8 protein-coding genes are annotated in these 20,720 nt (G+C 26.7%); 5 read left to right on the top strand and 3 right to left on the bottom strand.

What is annotated here, in order from left to right; translation table 11 throughout:
- The first annotated feature begins 1,924 nt into the window (after positions 1–1,924).
- Positions 1,925–2,680, top strand: a complete 756-nt coding sequence (ubiE, locus tag GFV14_RS00730) for a bifunctional demethylmenaquinone methyltransferase/2-methoxy-6-polyprenyl-1,4-benzoquinol methylase UbiE (protein WP_457914657.1) — start codon at positions 1,925–1,927, stop codon at positions 2,678–2,680.
- A 636-nt stretch (positions 2,681–3,316) separates the two neighbouring features.
- On the top strand, positions 3,317–4,951 hold the full coding sequence (gene ubiB, locus GFV14_RS00735; protein ID WP_457914442.1) for a ubiquinone biosynthesis regulatory protein kinase UbiB: 1,635 nt from the start codon (positions 3,317–3,319) through the stop codon (positions 4,949–4,951).
- A gap of 781 nt (positions 4,952–5,732) precedes the next feature.
- Here ubiB and fbaA read toward each other — a convergent pair.
- The 3 genes from fbaA to ubiD form a co-directional block, all read right to left on the bottom strand.
- Positions 5,733–6,809, bottom strand: a complete 1,077-nt coding sequence (gene fbaA, locus GFV14_RS00740) for a class II fructose-bisphosphate aldolase (RefSeq protein ID WP_457914443.1) — start codon at positions 6,807–6,809, stop codon at positions 5,733–5,735.
- Between the two features lie 57 nt (positions 6,810–6,866).
- Positions 6,867–8,030, bottom strand: coding sequence for a phosphoglycerate kinase (locus tag GFV14_RS00745; protein WP_457914444.1), 1,164 nt, complete (start codon positions 8,028–8,030; stop codon positions 6,867–6,869).
- 2,040 nt (positions 8,031–10,070) lie between these two features.
- Positions 10,071–11,540: a 4-hydroxy-3-polyprenylbenzoate decarboxylase gene (gene ubiD / locus GFV14_RS00750; RefSeq protein WP_457914445.1), complete on the bottom strand. Its 1,470-nt coding sequence runs from the start codon at positions 11,538–11,540 to the stop codon at positions 10,071–10,073.
- 4,264 nt (positions 11,541–15,804) lie between these two features.
- Between ubiD and dksA the strand changes: the two genes are divergently transcribed.
- From dksA to folK, 3 genes are all read left to right on the top strand, one after another.
- The gene (gene dksA, locus GFV14_RS00755) at positions 15,805–16,263 is read left to right on the top strand and encodes an RNA polymerase-binding protein DksA (protein WP_457914446.1); all 459 of its coding nucleotides are present in this window, start codon (positions 15,805–15,807) and stop codon (positions 16,261–16,263) included.
- 1,310 nt (positions 16,264–17,573) lie between these two features.
- Positions 17,574–18,821, top strand: coding sequence for a polynucleotide adenylyltransferase PcnB (gene pcnB / locus GFV14_RS00760; protein ID WP_457914447.1), 1,248 nt, complete (start codon positions 17,574–17,576; stop codon positions 18,819–18,821).
- A 100-nt stretch (positions 18,822–18,921) separates the two neighbouring features.
- Positions 18,922–19,413, top strand: coding sequence for a 2-amino-4-hydroxy-6-hydroxymethyldihydropteridine diphosphokinase (folK, locus tag GFV14_RS00765; RefSeq protein ID WP_457914658.1), 492 nt, complete (start codon positions 18,922–18,924; stop codon positions 19,411–19,413).
- Positions 19,414–20,720 lie beyond the last annotated feature (1,307 nt).

A 20,720-nucleotide genomic window follows, 5' to 3' on the forward strand; every position in this document is an offset into this window, starting at 1 on the left:
ATAAATACTTATGTTATATCTAACAATAGATATCATCATTATATATTATTATTTTATAATAATACTTAAATATTTATAGACACCACATTTAAGAAAATTGAGAGTCTTTTTTGAAAATTGCAACATGACTACCAAGGAAATACGTCAAAAAATATTTTTTTATATTGATGATTGTGTTATGTTTTTTTTAGGTATTTAACGTACAAGAAGCTGTAATGTAGAAAATAAAACACTAAAATTTTATAAGAAAGATTTCAAGTGCTAAAATATTGTTTTAAGAAGATAATTATGTCTTTTAAGTTATTTTAATAAGATAAATTAAATAGTTTTTTGTCATATCTTATATTAATAATACTTTGCTCTTGGTTAATTACATGAGTTAGTACAAACTACTACTTAATCAGTCTATGTCTTCTATTTGTTTTATTTTTTATTATGGGAATCAATTTTCACTTACATAAATCTTAAATGATTTAAGTGTATTTTTTATAAAGTAAGAGCTAAATAATAAATGCGTATCTCGTATCTTTTGTAGAGTGATTAGATTTTTAATAATATTTTAGTCGGTCATTGAAACGTCTAATATTTTTATTGAATTAGTGTTTGTGTAAAGAGTGAAATTACCTTAGAATCTAGCCAAATGCTCACTAAAAATAATAACAGATATTTATTTTTTTCAATAAAAATCAATATCATGATTTAAATTAGTCATTTTATATTTAGAGAACATATTGTCGAGATTAAAAATTAAAATGCGTAATACTACAGCATACTTCAATAGAAGAAACTCTTTCACAGAGAAAACTACGTTTAGTAAAATATAGTAAACAAATAGCTAACACTTACATTGGAATCTTGTTGAATTGTATTTCAAACATAATCAATTCCTATGTATTTCAAAAGAAGTATAAAGTTTAATTTGAATCTGACTAATATTTAAGAATCATGAGGTTTTAGTAAATTGAATAAATCTTCAGTGAAGAAGAATGCAGAGGGATACATTAGTTTATTAAATGTATCAGGTGGAATCACTTTATAACTCAATGACAAAAATGACGGAAAAATTATAAATATCATCCCTAGCTAAAATTAGATAAAATACTTAAAACCTAGCCATGGGTAAAATTTGAAGTATTTTTCAGGCTTTAGACTGAAGTAGATATAGAAAATTTCAAACTGAGGTGAGCGTTAATACTGATTTTAATATTTATGACTAATTATATCTTATCATTTTTTAGTAAAATATATAGCATATAGTTTGTGAGGAAAATTGCTACTTATTAAGTAAGAAAATTCTTTCAATAGAGAAAATTTTAATCAAAATTGATTAAAATTAAAAAATATATCATCGTCATTAGACGTGCATAAAACTCTTAGCGATAAAAACTTGTCATTAGTTTCCGAATTATTTATTCAGTTATCTATTCATCGTGCATTTTAATTGAACTTGATTATTTCTTTACTTTGAAATGATTATCTTAATGCTTTCATAAAAAATAAAGTAAAAGATTATGTAGTATATTTTTAACTTTATTAGTAAAACAGTCCAGGCATAAGAAAATTATAACATTATAAGTTTAAAAATATAAAATTCGTAAGAAATTTTTGCGTAACTCATACAATATATAAGATGAATTGTTTCTTTTATCGATGATGTTTAGTGTTTAAGAAAAAAAAATCAATAAAGAAAATTACTTTTATTATTTTATTATTAAAAGACTGAAGTAATTTCGAGGTAATTTAATCAATTCACTTTAAAACTTACAAGAGATTCTCATTGAAGAAAAATAACTAATTATTGCTCAATTTATTAAAAATTTCATAAGTTATATTGGATTGTATCTTAAATTATGTTGATAGGTTTTTACTTTAAAAACTGTCAAGATCTTTGTGTTAATCGGAATTGTAAATAGGTATGATAGATATGATAAAATCGTCTAAAAAAACTATTGATTTTGGTTTCCGTTTGGTAAGCAAAGAAGACAAAACCAACCTAGTTGGAACTGTTTTTCATTCTGTAGCATTAAAATATGATTTGATGAATGATCTAATGTCTTTCGGTATTCATCGTCTCTGGAAACGTTTTACGATTGAATCTAGTGGTGTGCGTTATAATCAACGTGTACTTGATCTTGCTGGTGGAACGGGTGATTTAACAGAAAAATTCTCCCGTCTTGTAGGTGAGAAAGGCGAGGTGATTCTTGCTGATATTAATGATTCCATGTTACACAAGGGTCGCGAAAAGCTACGGGATCTTGGGGTTGTTGGTAATGTTAATTATGTTCAGGCTAATGCTGAAGAACTGCCTTTTCCAGATAATTATTTCGATTGTATTGCCATTGCCTTTGGATTACGTAATATAACAGATAAAAACAAAGCACTGTGTGCTATGTATAGAGTACTCAAGCCAGGTGGTCGTCTTGTAGTTGTTGAATTCTCAAAACCAATAAATAAATTATTAAACAAAGCTTATGATGTGTATTCATTTTATATGCTCCCTGTTATGGGTCAAGTGATTGTAAATGATGCAAATAGTTATCGCTATCTAGTTGAATCTATTCGTATGCACCCAGATCAAGAAACACTAAAGTTAATGATGGAAAATGCTGGGTTAGAACACGTTTCCTATATTAATATCACAGGTGGTATCGTCGCATTGCATAAGGGATTTAAATTTTAAAATGACAGAAATATTAAAAAAGAGAGTAAGAAAAAAAATACAAAGTTGTATTTTTTATAACTCTATTTATTTAATGTGCTTTAAAGTAAAAATGATTTAAGAATCAGTTTAAAAGTGTTTTAGATCATGTTTAGTGAGTAAAAGTATATTTATTAACTTACATAAACCTAACACAAAACCCCATGTTGATCTTAATAGACCATAGTATTCTTGTATTACGTTAATAGTCAGAGCTTTCTAATTATAAAATAAAAATATTTTGTGTATGCTAATTTAGTGACAAAAAATAACAATACTAAAGTTCATAAATAGTAGAAATATTTTTATATATGATGATATGGAAGTAATATAATCTTCACTTTCTTTTTATTAGAAAATATTTTTAGATTTGATGTATTATTTATCTTTTGATTTAGAAGTTACCTTTATTTTAAAAGGTGAAATAATTATTACGTAAGAAAGTGAAATATATTGCTTAGTTCATTAATAGTTAAAAGCTACTTGAAATATACTTTGCATAAAGCATGAAAAACAGAACCTAATCTGCTTGAGTTAGTTTATTTTAGAGAAGAAGTCAATAGATGAGCGACTTATGAAATAAACTATAACAACAGTTAAGTCATTTGGAAGATTACAATGAATTCCGGTGAAATAAAACGTCTTTACTTTATTATACGAATATTTCTCTCATATGGTTTAGATGAGTTGATACCTAAAAGTAAATTTACATTGCTTCTGCATATTGGGCGCGTTGTTTTTTTTTGGATCAGGAATCAACACCAAGAAAAAGAACTTGGTGAGCGCTTACGTTTAGCATTGCAGGAACTTGGACCTGTATGGATTAAGCTTGGTCAGATGCTATCGACTTTTCAAGATCTATTTTCGCCGCATATTATCAATCAACTCTCTTTGTTACAAGATCAAGTTGTTAGTTTTGATGGTAAAATTGCTCGTTATTATATTGAAAAATCATTAGGTGGTCCAATAGAAAAATGGTTTGACGATTTTGATGAAAATCCACTCGCTTCAGCATCTATAGCTCAAGTTCACTCGGCAAAATTAAAATATAACGGAAAAAAAATAGTCATAAAAGTGCTTCGGCCTGATATTTTACCTATTATTAAGTCGGATGTAAAATTAATGTACTGTGTTGCTGATTGGGTCACTTTTTTCCCGGATGGTCGCCGTTTACGCCCTAAAGAAGTGGTTCGTGAATATGAAAGAACTATAATGAATGAATTAAATCTCTTGCGGGAATCAGCTAATGCGATGCAGTTACGTAGTAATTTTAAAAATAGTTCGATGTTATATGTACCTGAAGTATATGCGGAATATTGTAGTGAAAATGTCATGGTGATGGAACGTATTTATGGTATTTCTGTTTCTAATATTACTGCGTTAAAAGCTCAGGGAACTAATATGAAAATTTTAGCAGAAAAAGGTGTGAGAGTTTTATTTACTCAGGTTTTTCGTGACAGCTTTTTTCATGCTGATATGCATCCTGGTAATATTTTTGTGAGCCATGAACATCCAGAAAATCCATTATATATAGGTATTGATTATGGTATTGTGGGTTCGTTGAATAAAGAAGATAAGCGCTATCTTGCAGATAATTTTATTGCGTTTTTTAATAGAGATTACCGTAAAGTTGCAGAATTGCATATAGACTCTGGTTGGGTACCACTAAATACAAATATTGAGGATTTTGAGTGTACGCTTAAAACTGTTTGTGAACCAATTATTAATAAACCATTATCTGAAATTTCATTTGGTAATATTTTATTAAACTTATTTGATGCTGCTCGTTGTTTTAATATGGAGGTACAACCTCAGTTAGTTTTACTTCAAAAAACATTAATCTATGTAGAGGGGTTGGGTAGACAGCTAGATCCTCAATTAGATTTATGGAAAACAGCGAAACCATTTTTAGAAAATTGGATACATAGTCAAATTAGCATTCCAGGTATTACTCAAGTTTTAAAAGAAAAATCGTCATATTGGTTTGAAAAAATGCCTGAAATTCCTGATTTAATTTACAGCACTTTACGTCAGCAAAAATTTTTACAAGTTAATATTGAAAAACTAACTCAAGAATTAAGAGAACAACGTTGTAATCAACGTAAGTCTCAATATTTGTCAGGAAGTGGTGTAACATGTATTGTTTGTGGTAATGTATTATTTATGTCTTCTTCTAAGAAGGTCGCGATTTTACTTATAGCTGTTGGGGTGCTAACGTGGATTGTTGGGCTCTATAAAACAGGAAGAAATTAAGTAATTTTTCTTTAAAATAATTAAATAACTTTATGAATATTATCTATATTTTATTTTTCTGTGTATAAATAAAATAAAATTATTTAAATAATTTAAATTGAATGTGAGTTATAATGTTAATAGAGTTATTTTAATATAAGACTGAATTATAATTGGCTATTCTAATTCATTGAGAATGCATGTGTAGTGTATTTTTCGTTAATACATTTTTTAATATTAAATAGTATCTTATTATTTTCATAATCATCTCGCTTTCTTACTTAGTATTGTATTTAATTTATCTGAATTTACATTAGCTAATGATAATGATCTTACTCTACAATATAGAGTATTGATTTTTTATAAAATGGAAGTTTCGTATCTATAGAGTGTACGGTCAGTGTACCGATGAGAATTTTTTGATAGCTAATACTGCACATTATTTAGAATTTACTTTAAATATAATTATTGTAAATAATGACTATGCTGATTATATTTTTTTATTATTATCTGTTTTTAATTATTTAGGTTGCAAAACTGATATTTGAGATGTATACAAAAATAATTATTTTCTTATTTTAAAATGTGTTATATATTTATCATTTTATTTTATACATGCTAAAAAATTTTAGCAAATTAACTTTAGAGATGAAAATATATATCTTCATTTTTAAGTTAGGATAGTTTTATTAACTTTTAGTTTACCTCATGAAATAGTTATTTGTAATTTTCTAAATAGCATGGTTTGTTTCCTAGATATAAAAATTATTTTTATATAACTAATTATAAATCCTATTTATAATTACAGAACATTAATACAATTTAGTGCTTGAAATGCCGTCTCTAAACGAAGAACTATTGATTTTTCTGATTTACGCAGCCATATGCGTGGATCATAGTATTTTTTATTAGGCTTGTCTGTGCCTTCTGGGTTACCTAATTGAGTTTGAAGATAGTTTTTGTTTTTTTTGTAATAATTTAAAATGCCTTTCCAAGCAGCCCATTGAGTGTCGGTATCGATATTCATTTTAATAACACCATACTTAATTGCTTCTTTAATTTCAGTAATGTTTGAACCAGAACCACCGTGGAAAACAAAGTTTAGGGTATTATGAGACAAATGAAATTTTTTAGAGACATAATCTTGTGCATTACGTAAAATTTTTGGCGTTAATTGTACGTTACCTGGTTTATAGACACCGTGTACATTACCAAAAGAAGCAGCAATAGTGAAACGTGGGCTAATTTCGATGAGTTTCTCATATGCATATGCAATATCTTTTGGCTGAGAGTATAATGCAGAGCTATCCATTCCCGTATTATCAATACCATCTTCTTCACCACCAGTACAACCCAGCTCAATTTCTAGTGTCATATCGATTTTTGATAGACGAGTTAGATATTGAGCACAGATTTTAATATTATCATCTAGTTTTTCTTCAGATAAATCAATCATATGTGAAGAAAATAGTGGTTTACCCATTTTCATGTAGTATTTTTCACCAGCATCTAAAAGACCATCTGCCCATGGTAGTAATCTACGTGTGCAGTGATCAGTATGTAAAATTACAGGTACTCCATAATGTTCTGCTATGTGATGCACATGATGAGCACCTGATATTGCACCTAAAATAGCAGTTTTTTGTCCTTCTTCTTGTAGACTTTGACCTGCAATAAAAGCTGAACCATTGTTAGAAAATTGTACAATAACTGGAGCCCGTACTTTAGCAGCTGTTTCAAGTACAGCGTTAATTGAATATGTACCAATACAGTTCACTGCTGGTAATGCAAAATTATTTTTTTTAGCAACTGAAAAAATTTTTTGTACATCATCACCTGTGATCACGCCCGGTTTAACAAAATCAAAAATTTTTGACATATGAGAATCCTGTATTAAACGGACAAATATATGTTTGTCTGTTTTAACGACAATGAATTACGCTTGAGCACATTCTTCCAAGATCATGACTACTGGAAGTTTTTTACCTTCAATAAACTTGAGAAAAGCACCTCCTCCTGTTGATATATATGAAATTTTATTTGAAATACCAAATAAATCAATTGCAGCTACAGTATCACCACCACCAACAATAGAAAAGGCGTCACTATCAGCAATGGCGCGTGCAACAATTTCAGTGCCTTTGCGAAAATTAGGAAATTCAAATACACCAATCGGACCATTCCACAAAATAGTTTTAGCATTTTTCACAATTTTAGCTAAATGTTCTGCAGACTCATCACCTAAATCTAGAATTTGTTCATTATCTTTTACTTCTGCGCTTGATTTAACTATAGCGTCCGCTGTTTCAGAAAATTTAGTTGCAACACGAACATCTGTTGGGATGGGGATATGACAATTAGCTAGTAATTTTTTTGCGTCAGGGATCATAGCTTTTTCGTAGATAGAGCGACCTACATTTTTACCTTTTGCTGCAATAAAAGTATTTGCGATACCACCACCTACGATTAATTGATCAGCAATTTTTGATAGAGCATGTAAAATAGATAGTTTAGTTGAAACTTTTGAACCGCCAATAACAGCTACCATTGGACGCTTTGGATTATTTAGTGCATTACCTAATGTTTCAAGTTCATTGATTAATAATGGACCTGCACAAGCAAGAGAAGAAAATTTTGCAACTCCATATGTTGATGCTTCTGTTCGATGAGCAGTACCGAATGAATCTATTACACAAATGTCACAAATTGCAGCATATTGTTTTGAAAGTCTTTCATCATTTTTTTTCTCTCCTATATTAAAACGAACATTTTCTAGGACAACTAACTCGCCTTCAGAAACATCAATACCGTCTAAGTAGTCTTTGATTAGGCGCACAGGGAAGGGTATTTTTTTTGATAGATAGTCAACAACAGGTTTTAGAGAAAACTCCGGATTATAATTACCTTCATTTGGACGACCGAGGTGAGATGTGACTATAACTTTAGCTCCTTGCTTAAGAGCACTTTCAATTGTTGGTAATGACGCGCGAAGACGCATATCAGAAGTAATTTTATTATTTTTTATAGGAACATTAAGGTCAGAACGTATGAAAACACGTTTACCTGATAGTGCTAGATCAGTCATTTTAATTATAGACATGGTAATTCTCTTGTTAATTATCTATATAGTTTTAATTTAAAATTATATAGGTATTACTTTCCAAAGCAGGTTGTTTATTGTCAATTAGTTAACATTTCTTTTATTTTTAGTATTATGTATTTAGTATCTAGTGTGTCGTTAGTAAAAATCTATACATAATTAAATTTATTAAAGTATTGTATTTAAATTCTTACTCTAACTAAACTTAGAGTTATATTAAAATATTGATGTATATTATCATTTCAATCTCTTGAAAAAATATTTAATATATTTTATGATCTAATTTAAAAATTTTAGAGGTTTCTATAAAATACTCATTTATTTTAGTTATACACTATCACTGAGCAGTGTAACACTTAAACTTACATTGTTGAACAATAAATCTCTAAATCTTAGAAAGATCTTCATGATACTAATATATTGTATTGATAAGAATATTAATTAGTTTGAAGTGAGCACTACACTGAGAATATAATAATCAATATCGATTATTTGTAGATTATGTATTAATAGTCGCACAGTTGTTACGTTTCTTTATTTAAATACTAAAAGTATTATTTAGTCGTTTTAAGGATAAAGATAATATTACTGAAAGATTAATGAAAATAATTTCATTTTAATTTCTAGGTTATCATTATGATAATTATAAAGAATAATTTTATTAAGGGAATTGACTGTTAAGCAGAACACTTGTTGTTACATCCATATCAAAATTGTGTAATAAGTTTGTTAAGAAAACATTTTTTATATCATGAACTCTGGTATTACTTTTAATTTCTTTGAAAGGTAATATAATTTATATAACATTTAAAAACAAGACGGATGTTATTTGATTAAGATAAAATAGTTTTTTAGGGCGCATGTTTTAAGTATAATGTCTATTATGAGTCATGCTAAAGAAAATCTAGCATGCAATTAAAATAGTCAGTAGATCCATTATGGATATTATCATTGCTTTTACTACGATTTAAGTGATAAAATGTTTTTAGTAAATTGAGTGTAATTGTATTAACGTAGTTTACTTCTATTTTATTATTTTTTAGTGTATATGTATGCAATATTAAAAAATAATAAAGAGAATAATTGAAAGAATTTGAATGTTCTTTCTACTTCTAAAGTATTATTTAAAATTTTTAAAGGCAATTATGTTATATATTTTATGAAAGATGTAATCTTGTTGCTCAGACAAGAGTACATATTTGTCTGCTGGTAATTCATGTGAATCAGGTGTTATTTAAGTTGTTGTATATTTTTCAAAGAGTGTTTTAGCTAAAAATTTTCTCAGTGTTTTTCGAGAAAAGATTTTTTCGAAAAACACAACATATTACCTTTCAACATTTAAAAAGTAAAAACATTAAAATACAGTTAAGTTTTGTATAAGTCATTGAAAAATATGTTTTTTAAATCTTTTCAGAAGCGTGAGCAAGTGTTAATTTTACTTTCCTAAATATTCATGCGTAGTGAATTAAGAATAAATTATATTTTTTAAACAATTTTACAATACAAGTTTGAGTATTAGATTCAAAATTATACTAGACTTTTACGATTTAGTTCATGCCAATGCAGTTAAGAGAAATGACATGAAAAATAAAATCTTCTCTTATTTAAAAAATATATTAGCAGATCAGAATTATACAGATATAAGATCTATAGATAGAATATAGTATATTATATAATGAAATTGTTAACATGTCTCAATATTACGCACTTTATGTTGTTGAATATAATTTTAAAATATTGAATAATTATGTATTAGGTTTATGAGAAACTGTCAACTAACCTAGACATAGTAATAGGTATTTGAATATTTGCGTTTAAATTATTAATTTAGTATACATGCTTTTAGCATAGAATGGAAAATTTTAATAGATTTTTATGAAGAGTTATAACATTCTATGATAAAAAATTATTACATTTATTCTAAGTTATTTTCACTTTAAATGTATCAAGTTATAAGATAGATCATTCATTTGTATTTATTATAGATATTAATAAATGTAGCTGTATAGTTCATAACTATTATAAGTCTTTCTCTTCTTATTAATTAAAGATATTTAATGTTTCCCAAATAGCATCAATATGCAATTTCACTTTTGCATCCATAATTATTCGCCTTCCCCAAGTTCTTTTTGTTTCTCCCGCCCATTTATTGGTCGCATCTAGTCCCATTTTCGAGCCTAACCCTGCAACCGGAGAAGCAAAATCAAGATAATCAATTGGTGTATTTTTCATAATCACAGTGTCGCGAGCAGGATCCACGCGAGTGCTGATTGCCCAAATCACATCTTTCCAATCTCGCGCATTAATATCATCATCACACACAATAATAAACTTTGTGTATATAAATTGTCGAAGATAGGACCAAATTCCCATCATTATGCATTTTGCATGACCTGCATATTGTTTTTTTATTGTAACAATAGCAATTCGATATGAACAACTTTCTGGAGGAAGGTAAAAATCGACAATTTCAGGAAATTGCTTTTGTAAAATAGGTATTAAAATTTCATTTAATGCTTCACCAAGTATTGCAGGCTCATCTGGTGGTCTTCCTGTGTAGGTTGAGTGATAAATAGCATCATGACGTTGTGTCATATGAGTTACAGTAAAAACAGGGAAATAATTAATTTCATTATAGTAACCAGTATGATCACCATAAGGGCCTTCTAGAGCTACTTCGCCGGGCTCAATATATCCTTCAAGAATAATTTCAGCAGTGGCAGGTACTTCAAGATCATGAGAGATACATTTAATTACTTCAGTATTATTGCCACGTAATAAACCGGCGAATGCATATTCTGATAATGTATCTGGTATGGGAGCCACTGCTCCAAGCATTGTAGCAGGATCTGCACCAAGAGCTACTGCAACAGGGAACTTTATATTTGAGTGTACATGACACCACTCTTTAAAATCTATAGCGCCACCACGATTAGATAACCAACGTATAATAACTTTATTTTTAGTCAGGAGCTGCTGACGATAAATACCTAAATTTTGTCGTGTTTTAGTAATATTTCGTGTAATAGTTAAACCCCATGTAATAAGTGGGGCCACGTCGTCTGGCCAGCAATGCATTATGGGAATTTTAGTTAAATCAACATCATCTCCAACCCAAATTTTCTCTTGGCAGGGCGCCGAATAAAGTCGTTTTGTGGGCATATTAAGAATTTTTTTAAACTTAGGCAGCTGATTACATAAGTCACGAAAAGCTTTTGGAGGATCAGGTGATTTAAGAAAAGCGAGTAATTCACCAATATCATGTAATGCTGTAAAATTTTTTTTTCCCACGCCCATAGCAACGCGTTGTTTTGTTCCAAATAAGTTACATAAAACAGGCATGTTGTAACCTTTTGGATGTTCAAACAATAAAGCTGGCCCTCCTGCTTTTAGTGTACGATCAGCTATTTCTGTCATTTCAAGGTAAGGGTCTATTTCTATTGTAATTCGTTTGAGTTCGTTTTTTTTTTCAAGTTGAACAATAAAATCTCTTAAATCACGGTATTTCATTATTATTTTTACGCATTATAGAAACTGTCTCATGATTAGACGTTCTAAAGGTTAAAAGTTATATATAAAGCGATTATCTATAATTAATATTTTGATATTTATGACTATTTAATTTTACTAAAATAAAAGAAAGAATTTTCTAATAGATAGTTCGCTTATTTTTTTGAAGTTTATTTTAAATATTTTCGCAGTTAATAATATTCATTCATGATCTCAGAATGAAAAAAGATTAAGAGCATAACATCAGTTCAAAAAGACTGCAATACATTTTATTCTCACTTGTTTAGCTGATAAAATTTATATAACATTAATAAGTAAATTTATGTTGATATTTTTGCACTGCTATATATTCTTGAAATTAATTAAAGTATAGCATGTGTGTTAGTTTTTTAGTATAGAGTAGATTACTTTTTAAATCTTTACAAGTGAATTTCAGAAAAATAAAGTGAACTGTGATAGAAGAATTGTGTAAAGGTATTGTTTATATTATTTGTCAATAATGTTCGGAAGTGCTAACATAATTTTCTGCACTTAAATGAGAAAAATATAAAACAGATACACTTAGTAAAACATTATGTTATAAAATTTTTTTCTATTACATATAGAGTATAGTAAATATGTGAGTTTTTGCACAATATTTCGGTACAATATTTAACTTTAAAACAAAGAAATTCGAGTTGATATTTTAGTTATTAAATCATATTACATAAATTTATATAAACTATTTAACCAATAACCTATTATAAAAGAAAATATTGTAAGCAGTCTACTATAATATAGTATATTTAATTATTGAGATAGTCAATAAATAATGATTTTGTATTTTCCTGTAATTACATATTTTACCTTGCTCAGGATTAATTTAGTTATTTATGAAGTATCCATGAATGTAAAACATCGTGGTAGGCATTTGAATACCTACTTTAAAATGTGTGAACATAAAATTTTTTATTTTACTTTTTTACAAAAATATTGAATAATTTTCATTAACAATAATAGAAAACGTGATGTAATATGTATTTGTGAGAGTGTTACATAGCTTATAATAAAAACTAAAAATATTTTTCCATTAAGGTATCTATTTGTAAAATATAATAAAATAATATTATATACACAAAAATGTGTAAAATTAATATATGGCCGTATTTTATCTTTTATTATATTGAATATAAGTAAAAATAAATTTTTTCTATACTTTTATATATAAACCTATGAGTAGCAGCCCCTTATAGACAAAATATTTTCCTGCATTAAAATTTCTACATATCTAAATGATTTAGATTAAAATAAAAATCAACAGTGCATTATTAATAATAATTTTTCTTAAACTTAGCGTTCTCAATCTGTAATATTTAATATAATTTTAATACATTAGGTATACGAAAAAAATCGATATCATAATATTTTTATTTTTGTTAAAAGCTTTTATAGATAGTATTAAAGTAACAAAGTTTTACAATGTTAGCTTATGAATTTTTTATTTTTATTATTACGATTCATTAAATCTCTAAAGTTATTTAACTATAAATATGTTCTACGTATATATTAAAAATATTCTCAAATATTATCAGCTTTCTTAAGACCTTTACATTTACTGACAGTATTTAATTTTTTCAAATTTTAAATAAGAGCATGCTAGTAAAATTGTGTAATATTTACATTTTATAACTGAATATTATGTAACTATAAATTTGAGTTGGTTATAAGGAAATCCAGTGTTATGTTTAATCTTAGTGGAAGATTTTTAATTATTCATCACTTCCGTGAACTAAAGTATTTTTAGATAGATCAAAAAGTCATATGTACAGATAAATTCATACAAATTTTATTAATTTAGTTATATATATGCACACTGATATCATGTCTGTATTCAATAGATATAAAGAAATTATAGATCAATAAACACTCTACTATCTATTGTTCTAAAAAAAGTTTTGAAATTAATTATATTATTCAGTTACTGCATGCTCTAAATTAGTCAGTTAACTGTAAAATAATAATAATACTGCTTGAAATTTTTAATATATTGTATAATAAGTTATAGTTAACGATATTGTCTATATTATTATAAATGCTCAAGAAATTTTTTTAAAAAAGTTTCAGTATATAGTTGATGAATGTAGTATAATTTTAGCTCAGTCAGAAATGTTTATATATCATCTAAAATTTTTGTTAATAAAAATATTCTGTTTCTTTAGTTGTTTTGTATCCATATGATATTTAATAGATATTTTAGAAGGTTTTAAATGGATTACATTTTTATCATAATGATTTATGAGTGACGATATTTTAGTAGACATTAAAAATATCCCATGCATAAGTTTATTTTTGTTTTTGTGTGCTGAGTTTAAGTCAAATATAGTTTGGAATATAATTAATATTAACTAATTTGTATTTTGTTGTGTACTGTAAGTGACTTGTGTATGAATGTAGTTCATATTATGGTCTTTAATATGCTTGATAAGATATTAGTAAAAATTTTAAAAGTATAACGCAGTATGATCAGTAAAGAATCTTTTACTTGTATTATTGATTGTGAAGATTATTAATATCGTAAATTTGTAACCACTTTATTTAACACAAAACTGCAGCAATGTTAAGTTATATAAATAATAGGTTATACACTAGTTCAGATATAGTAATCTATCAATCAAAATTCATCTATAACGTTGTAACAAAATAATCTCTATTTTTCTTTATGTTAATCAACAGGATTATTTTTTGTCTCATACATCCTGTATAAATTTCAAAAGATTCATTGTACGCTCATTGAGCGATATAATGCACTGATTGTGCTGTATTGAAATGTATCCTATACTAGACATATGGTATTAGAGAACGTTCCTTAAGTTATTATTAGAATAACTAAAAGTTATATAAATATTTTTAAGTATTTAATATATAAATATTTGTATAATGTAATTATATAACTAATGTACTATTTTTTTATTCTATAATTATGTGATGTTGTGAGTAAGTAACAAATAGAAAATAATATTATTCTTACATCCGAAAGTAATTAGTCAGCATTAAAAATTAGTCTTGTGTATCGTTTTTTTATGAATTTTAGCAATTTCTAATGTTTAGACTTATTTTCAAGAAGCGTATATTTTTATGCAGTGAGATTATTTTTTCTACTTAACCAATAAGTATTGCGATAAGTTATTAATTGTTCCTGTTAATGCAGTGTATGTTAACAACTGTATTAATATATTTTTAGTAAGACTTTTATGACTTATAGTGAATTAATATTAATATAGTGTATTGAATAATTCTTAAAGTTTATTTAGTATACTATATTAAATAAGATAGAATAGTAAGTGCTGAATTTAAATATTGAATGAAACTGTTAAATGTTGTATTATAGTTATTCTGTCTTGTGTAAATTTTCCCAGTTTAAGATAGATATTATGTAGAAAAATAATAGAGCGTATTCTAATACTAGATCAAGCCCTCCTGGTTCAGTAATATAATATTTTAAAATATATTATGATATAGTGTAATAGTGACAATATCAATAAGCTACAACATGTCATCTATATCTGCTATATATTCTTAATAGTAAATAATACAAAAATAAAAGTACTACTATACTGAAGTATAAAAATAAATTGCAAAAACAGTTTGATCTATATTAGTTTGTAATAAAAAATTAGTTTTAAAAACGTGTTTGAAAAATCTCAAAATGATTTAAATACAATCTTATTGTTTAACAAGATACGGTACTGAAAAATATCTATTGGATTTTTTTAATGAGCTAATTATTGACTTAATTTTATTGAATTTACATTCAACACATTTCTAGGAAAGTGTTACTTATTCCTCTATAATATTACGAAAAATCACAATGTTAACATAAAATAAAATAGTGATTGTTAAATCTTGAAAAGAGCTTTATTGTTTGATTTTTTTATAGATACTCTTTAAATAAATATACTAGAAAATATTTATTAAGGAATGTTCTGAATTACATAAGGTTGAGTTAACAATGATTATCTTGAAATGCTTTTTAATTTAATAGATATTAAAAGTAAAATTTTATTTAGTAAACATACTACATTGATTTGTATTACTTAATAGTCATTGAACTATGTATTAGATTGAGCATATATAAATTTAATGAACTTAAAAATACGGTCGGATTTTTTACGATACGATAAAATTTATTTTATAAATAATTGCTAATAAAGTGTTTCCTGTGATTTATAGAGATTTTAATTTTCCCGTTCTGGGTTTGTTGACAATAGTGTGTAGGAGAACTATTATGCAAGAAAGGCAAAAACGTCAGGCATCATCCTTAAGTATTCTCGCTATTGCTGGGGTTGAACCTTATAATGAAATAGCCGATAAAGAAAAATATATGAATAGCGCCCAGTTGACGCATTTTAAACTTATTCTCGAAGCATGGCGTAATCAACTCAGGGATGAAGTAGACCGGACAGTGATTCATATGCAAGATGAAGCGGCTAATTTTCCAGATCCTGTTGATCGTGCAGTTCAGGAAGAAGAATTTAGTCTTGAATTACGTAATCGGGATCGTGAACGTAAATTAATTAAAAAAATTGAAAAAACATTAAAAAAAGTGGAAGAAGAAGATTTTGGATTCTGTGAGTCTTGTGGAGTGGAAATTGGTATACGGCGTTTAGAAGCGCGCCCTACAGCTGATCTGTGTATTGACTGCAAAACATTAGCTGAAATTCGTGAAAAACAAATGGCTGGTTAAGTATTAATAAAATCTTTAACGGTGCATTTTGTGCCGTTAATATTTAATAGCATGCGATGTTGAACAAGTATTGAAACACAATTGTTGATAATAACATAAATCAATTAGTCACATCAAGATAAATAATACTTATAATGCGAAAATATACAAAAATTTTATAACATAGGTGATGTTTTATTTGAAAATATATATCTAATTTGTGAATAATTTTTAGAGATGCTCTTTAAAGATCTCTGATACTTACTTGAGATAAGCTGTTTATCAACTTATTTACACAATAGAAAATGACATATTAATATTCATAATATTTATTGTGCAAGAGCAATTTTAGGTTTTCTGGATTTATTTTAAAATATGTAAGCAATTAGGTTTTTATATAGAAATAATTAAGCGTTTACGTCAGTTGTCAAGCTATAATTTTTTATTATGTATTATGTACTCATCTTAGTAGTAAAATAAAAGTTATTCTTATTAGTTTTTAACGGATAAGAATATTATAAAAATTTTTATAAAGAATGATTATCTTAATCTGCCTTACCATACAGTAGTGAATAATTTAAAATAAATATATATTGTCTATTAATTGAATGATATGCTACGTATAGCGTATGTCTACTATTATTATTTTAAAAGTCAATATTATGATTCACTGTAAAGATGAGTAATTTTTTATAATTTAGTTTTTATAGTTTATGATCAACATTAAATAATTATTATAATTGTAAAATTACTGAGCTCATCACTACAATATTACAATAAATTTCATTATGTTAATATCTATCTTTTTTTGATTTTAACTTATCTTTCTTTCCTTTTAAGATTCAATGATGATTATATCGTAAAGCAGCTTATAATCTATTCTTACTCGATAATACGTTATAAATATATAGAGTTATTATTAATTATGTTTTGTTAAAATACTATTATTCATAGTATTTTAAATATTTTTGTTTAGAATATACACTAATAATCATTTATATCATATCGTATTCATATTCTTTTGAGTGCATAATGCTTTAATATATTTAACTATTTTAAAAAAGTTCAGTAAATATGATGATTCACTTATTGTATTAAATGGATGTTGGTAATAAGATCGAAGTACACTATTTGAAATTTAGCAGTAAATTACTATTATGATTTTTTTATCGACAAATTATAAAATTCACGAGATGTATAAAAAAACTAATAAAAGCTTGCCATTGTTTGTGTTCTACGAAATTTAAAAACGTACAGCAAAACTCTAAAAAAATGAAAATACGGTTTATCAGTTAAAACATACCGATATTCAGACAGAAAAAATACAGATAATGACGAATGAAACTGATGAAAATATTACGATTATCCCACGTTCTGAGCATACTATTTCACGACGTAATATTAGTGCTAATGCTTTGAAAGTGCTTTACCGTTTTAATAAAAACGGTTTTTCAGCTTATTTAGTGGGTGGTGGTGTTCGCGATTTATTGCTCGGTAAAAAACCAAAAGACTTTGATATTACAACTAATGCAACACCTAAACAAATATGTCAATTATTTCGCAATTGCCGTCTTGTAGGCCGTAGGTTTCGACTGGCTCATATTATATTTGGGTCTGAAATAATTGAAGTCGCGACTTTCCGTGGTCATCACACTCAGAAAAACACACGAGAAGATAAAAATCTATCAGAGAAAGCTAGAAATGGGATACTATTGCGTGATAATATTTTCGGATCCATCGAAGAAGATGCCATCCGCCGTGATTTTACAGTTAATAGTCTTTATTATACTATTGATGATTTTTCTGTTCGTGATTATGTTGGTGGATTACAAGATCTTAAACAAGGTGTTATTCGTCTAATTGGTAATCCAGAAATACGCTATCGGGAAGATCCTGTTAGAATGCTGCGTGCAATACGATTTTCTTCTAAGCTTAATATGCGCATTGAGTTAAATACTGAAAAACCTATTCAGTACCTAGCTCCTCTTCTTCAAGAGATCCCTTCAACAAGGTTGTTTGAAGAATTATTAAAATTACTGCAAACAGGGCATGGATATTCAACCTATCATATGTTAAAAAAATATAATTTATTTGAACAACTTTTTCCGCTTATCAGTAGTAGATTTAGTAAAAATAATGATTCAGAAATGGAAAGAATCATTGAGCAAGTTCTTAAAAATACAGATTGTAGATTTAAAAATTATCAATGTATTAATTCAGGATTTTTATTTTCAACTATGTTATGGTACGTTGTTATTGATTGTGCTGAAACACTCATAAAAAAAAATAGACTTTCTTATTGTGAGGCTTTTGCTTTAGCAATAAATAATATTCTTAATGATCAATGTCGTTCAATTGCTATACCTAAACGTATCACTACAATGATGCGCGATATATGGCAGTTGCAGTTACGTTTCTCTCGTCGTCATGGACGAAAAGTGAATAAATTAATAAAACATCCTAAATTTAGTGCTGCCTTTAATTTATTAAAACTTAGAGCAGGTATTGAACAAAAAAATGATCTAGAAGAGCTTAGCATATGGTGGGATGATTACCAACATTCAACTCATGTTAAATAACGTGAATGCTTGTAGAGCTAGTTAGATGTCTAAACGTCAAAGTTACTATCTTTGTGTATTCTCAAATATTGCGTGTAAGCAAATAATCTTAGGGAATAGAATGGAATTAGTTTATATTATTATTGGAAGTAATATGGGAGAAGAATTACAACAATCACAACAGGCTATTAATGCATTAAATTCTATTCCAAAAAGCCATGTATCTAAAATATCTTCAGTTTATCGCAGTAAGCCATTGGGACCACAAAATCAAAGTGATTTTCTTAATGTTGCGGTTTCGCTTGAAACTGAGGTGGAGCCAGAAATATTGCTTGATTATATACAAGATATTGAAGCTGACTTTGGTCGAGTACGTAAAGATGAACGCTGGGGTCCCAGGATTCTTGATCTTGATATTATGCTTTTTGGTAATCGTATTATTAATACTCCACGATTAACCATCCCTCATAATGGGTTAAAAGAGCGAGAATTTATGTTATATCCACTCAGTGACATTGCTCCAGAGCTTATTTTTTTTGATGGTGAAACGCTATCAGACAGGCTTAAATGCGTTCCACGTAATGGTCTCACATTTTGGAATATGACTGACTAATTAATAATATTTTTGTAAAAATATTTTAGCATATTGGATTTTTTTCAATAATTATAAAAATTATTTTAAAAAAGATTAAGTATATGTTAGTAAGATATTTATTAAACAATCGATTAATTAAAAATGTAGTTGTATTGTTATTGCGTACTTATTCAGTGCAGTTTAGTTAATTTTATATTGTATTTTATAGCTACAGATTGTTAAGAATATTAGTTGAGTGTTTGTTTTAATTATATTGCTAAATAATATAAAAGAAGTAATAATCAAAAATAGATATATTTTTTGTAAATAGTCATCACAACACTGTAATTATAATAAGTAGAAATTGTGAGAACGTTTTATATAACATTGCGAATACATTTAATGTTTAACTTAATGAAAAAGCAATATTCCATTAATTAACAGTGTGATTAATAATCAGTTGATTATAAATCAGTATAATTGTTCATCTTCATTATGAGTTCAAAAAATAGTTAATCATATACACTATATAATTTTTAGTAGTATTAATATGTTGTTTTAATTTCTATTAATATAATTTATCGAGTAAAATATAGTATTTTTTTGATGAGCATCATTAATCTTGAGTGTATATATTTTAGTATTTTCTGACAATTTATAATGTTGATGTAATTTTATCGTAATCTAAAATTTATTCCTGTTCTTTAATGAAGCTTATTAAGTATTTATATATTTTGAGCCATATATAAAATATAGAGAATAATCATTTGTACTAACATAAAATTATTAGATAAAATAATTTGTAAACTTAGGTTAGCGATAGTGAAACTTATCATTGCGAATACAAATTATATATAACATTTAATATTTTATTTTATATAGAGTATTTAATAAATTATATTGTAATCTTATTCGATTTTATAAAGGACTTCATCAATAAAGAGTGTCTGATTATTTTACAATAATTCTCATTTTTACCAAATCTTACAAAAACTGTTAGCACAATTACTATTGGTTAATCTAATATTAATATATTTTAGTATATTTTATATAATCATAGAGTGATTATATACTAAATATTGTATTATCATAATAGTTTCTAAAATTTTTAAAAATTAAGTTAATTAATTTAATCTAGTGAAGAATTTTATTTGTAAACACTACATATTTATATTAATCAGAAATATATATTATATTATCATAATATAATATAATATAATATAATATAATATAATATAATATATATAATATCATTTTATGAATAATTAAAATTTTAAAAACTTTTTAATATAGTGATTCAGTTCTTTATTATCGAATTATCATGATCTGTATTCATAGTGTGTGTT

Origin of the sequence: Candidatus Hartigia pinicola, assembly GCA_020541205.1 — a bacterium.
Taxonomy (GTDB): domain Bacteria; phylum Pseudomonadota; class Gammaproteobacteria; order Enterobacterales; family Enterobacteriaceae; genus Hartigia; species Hartigia pinicola.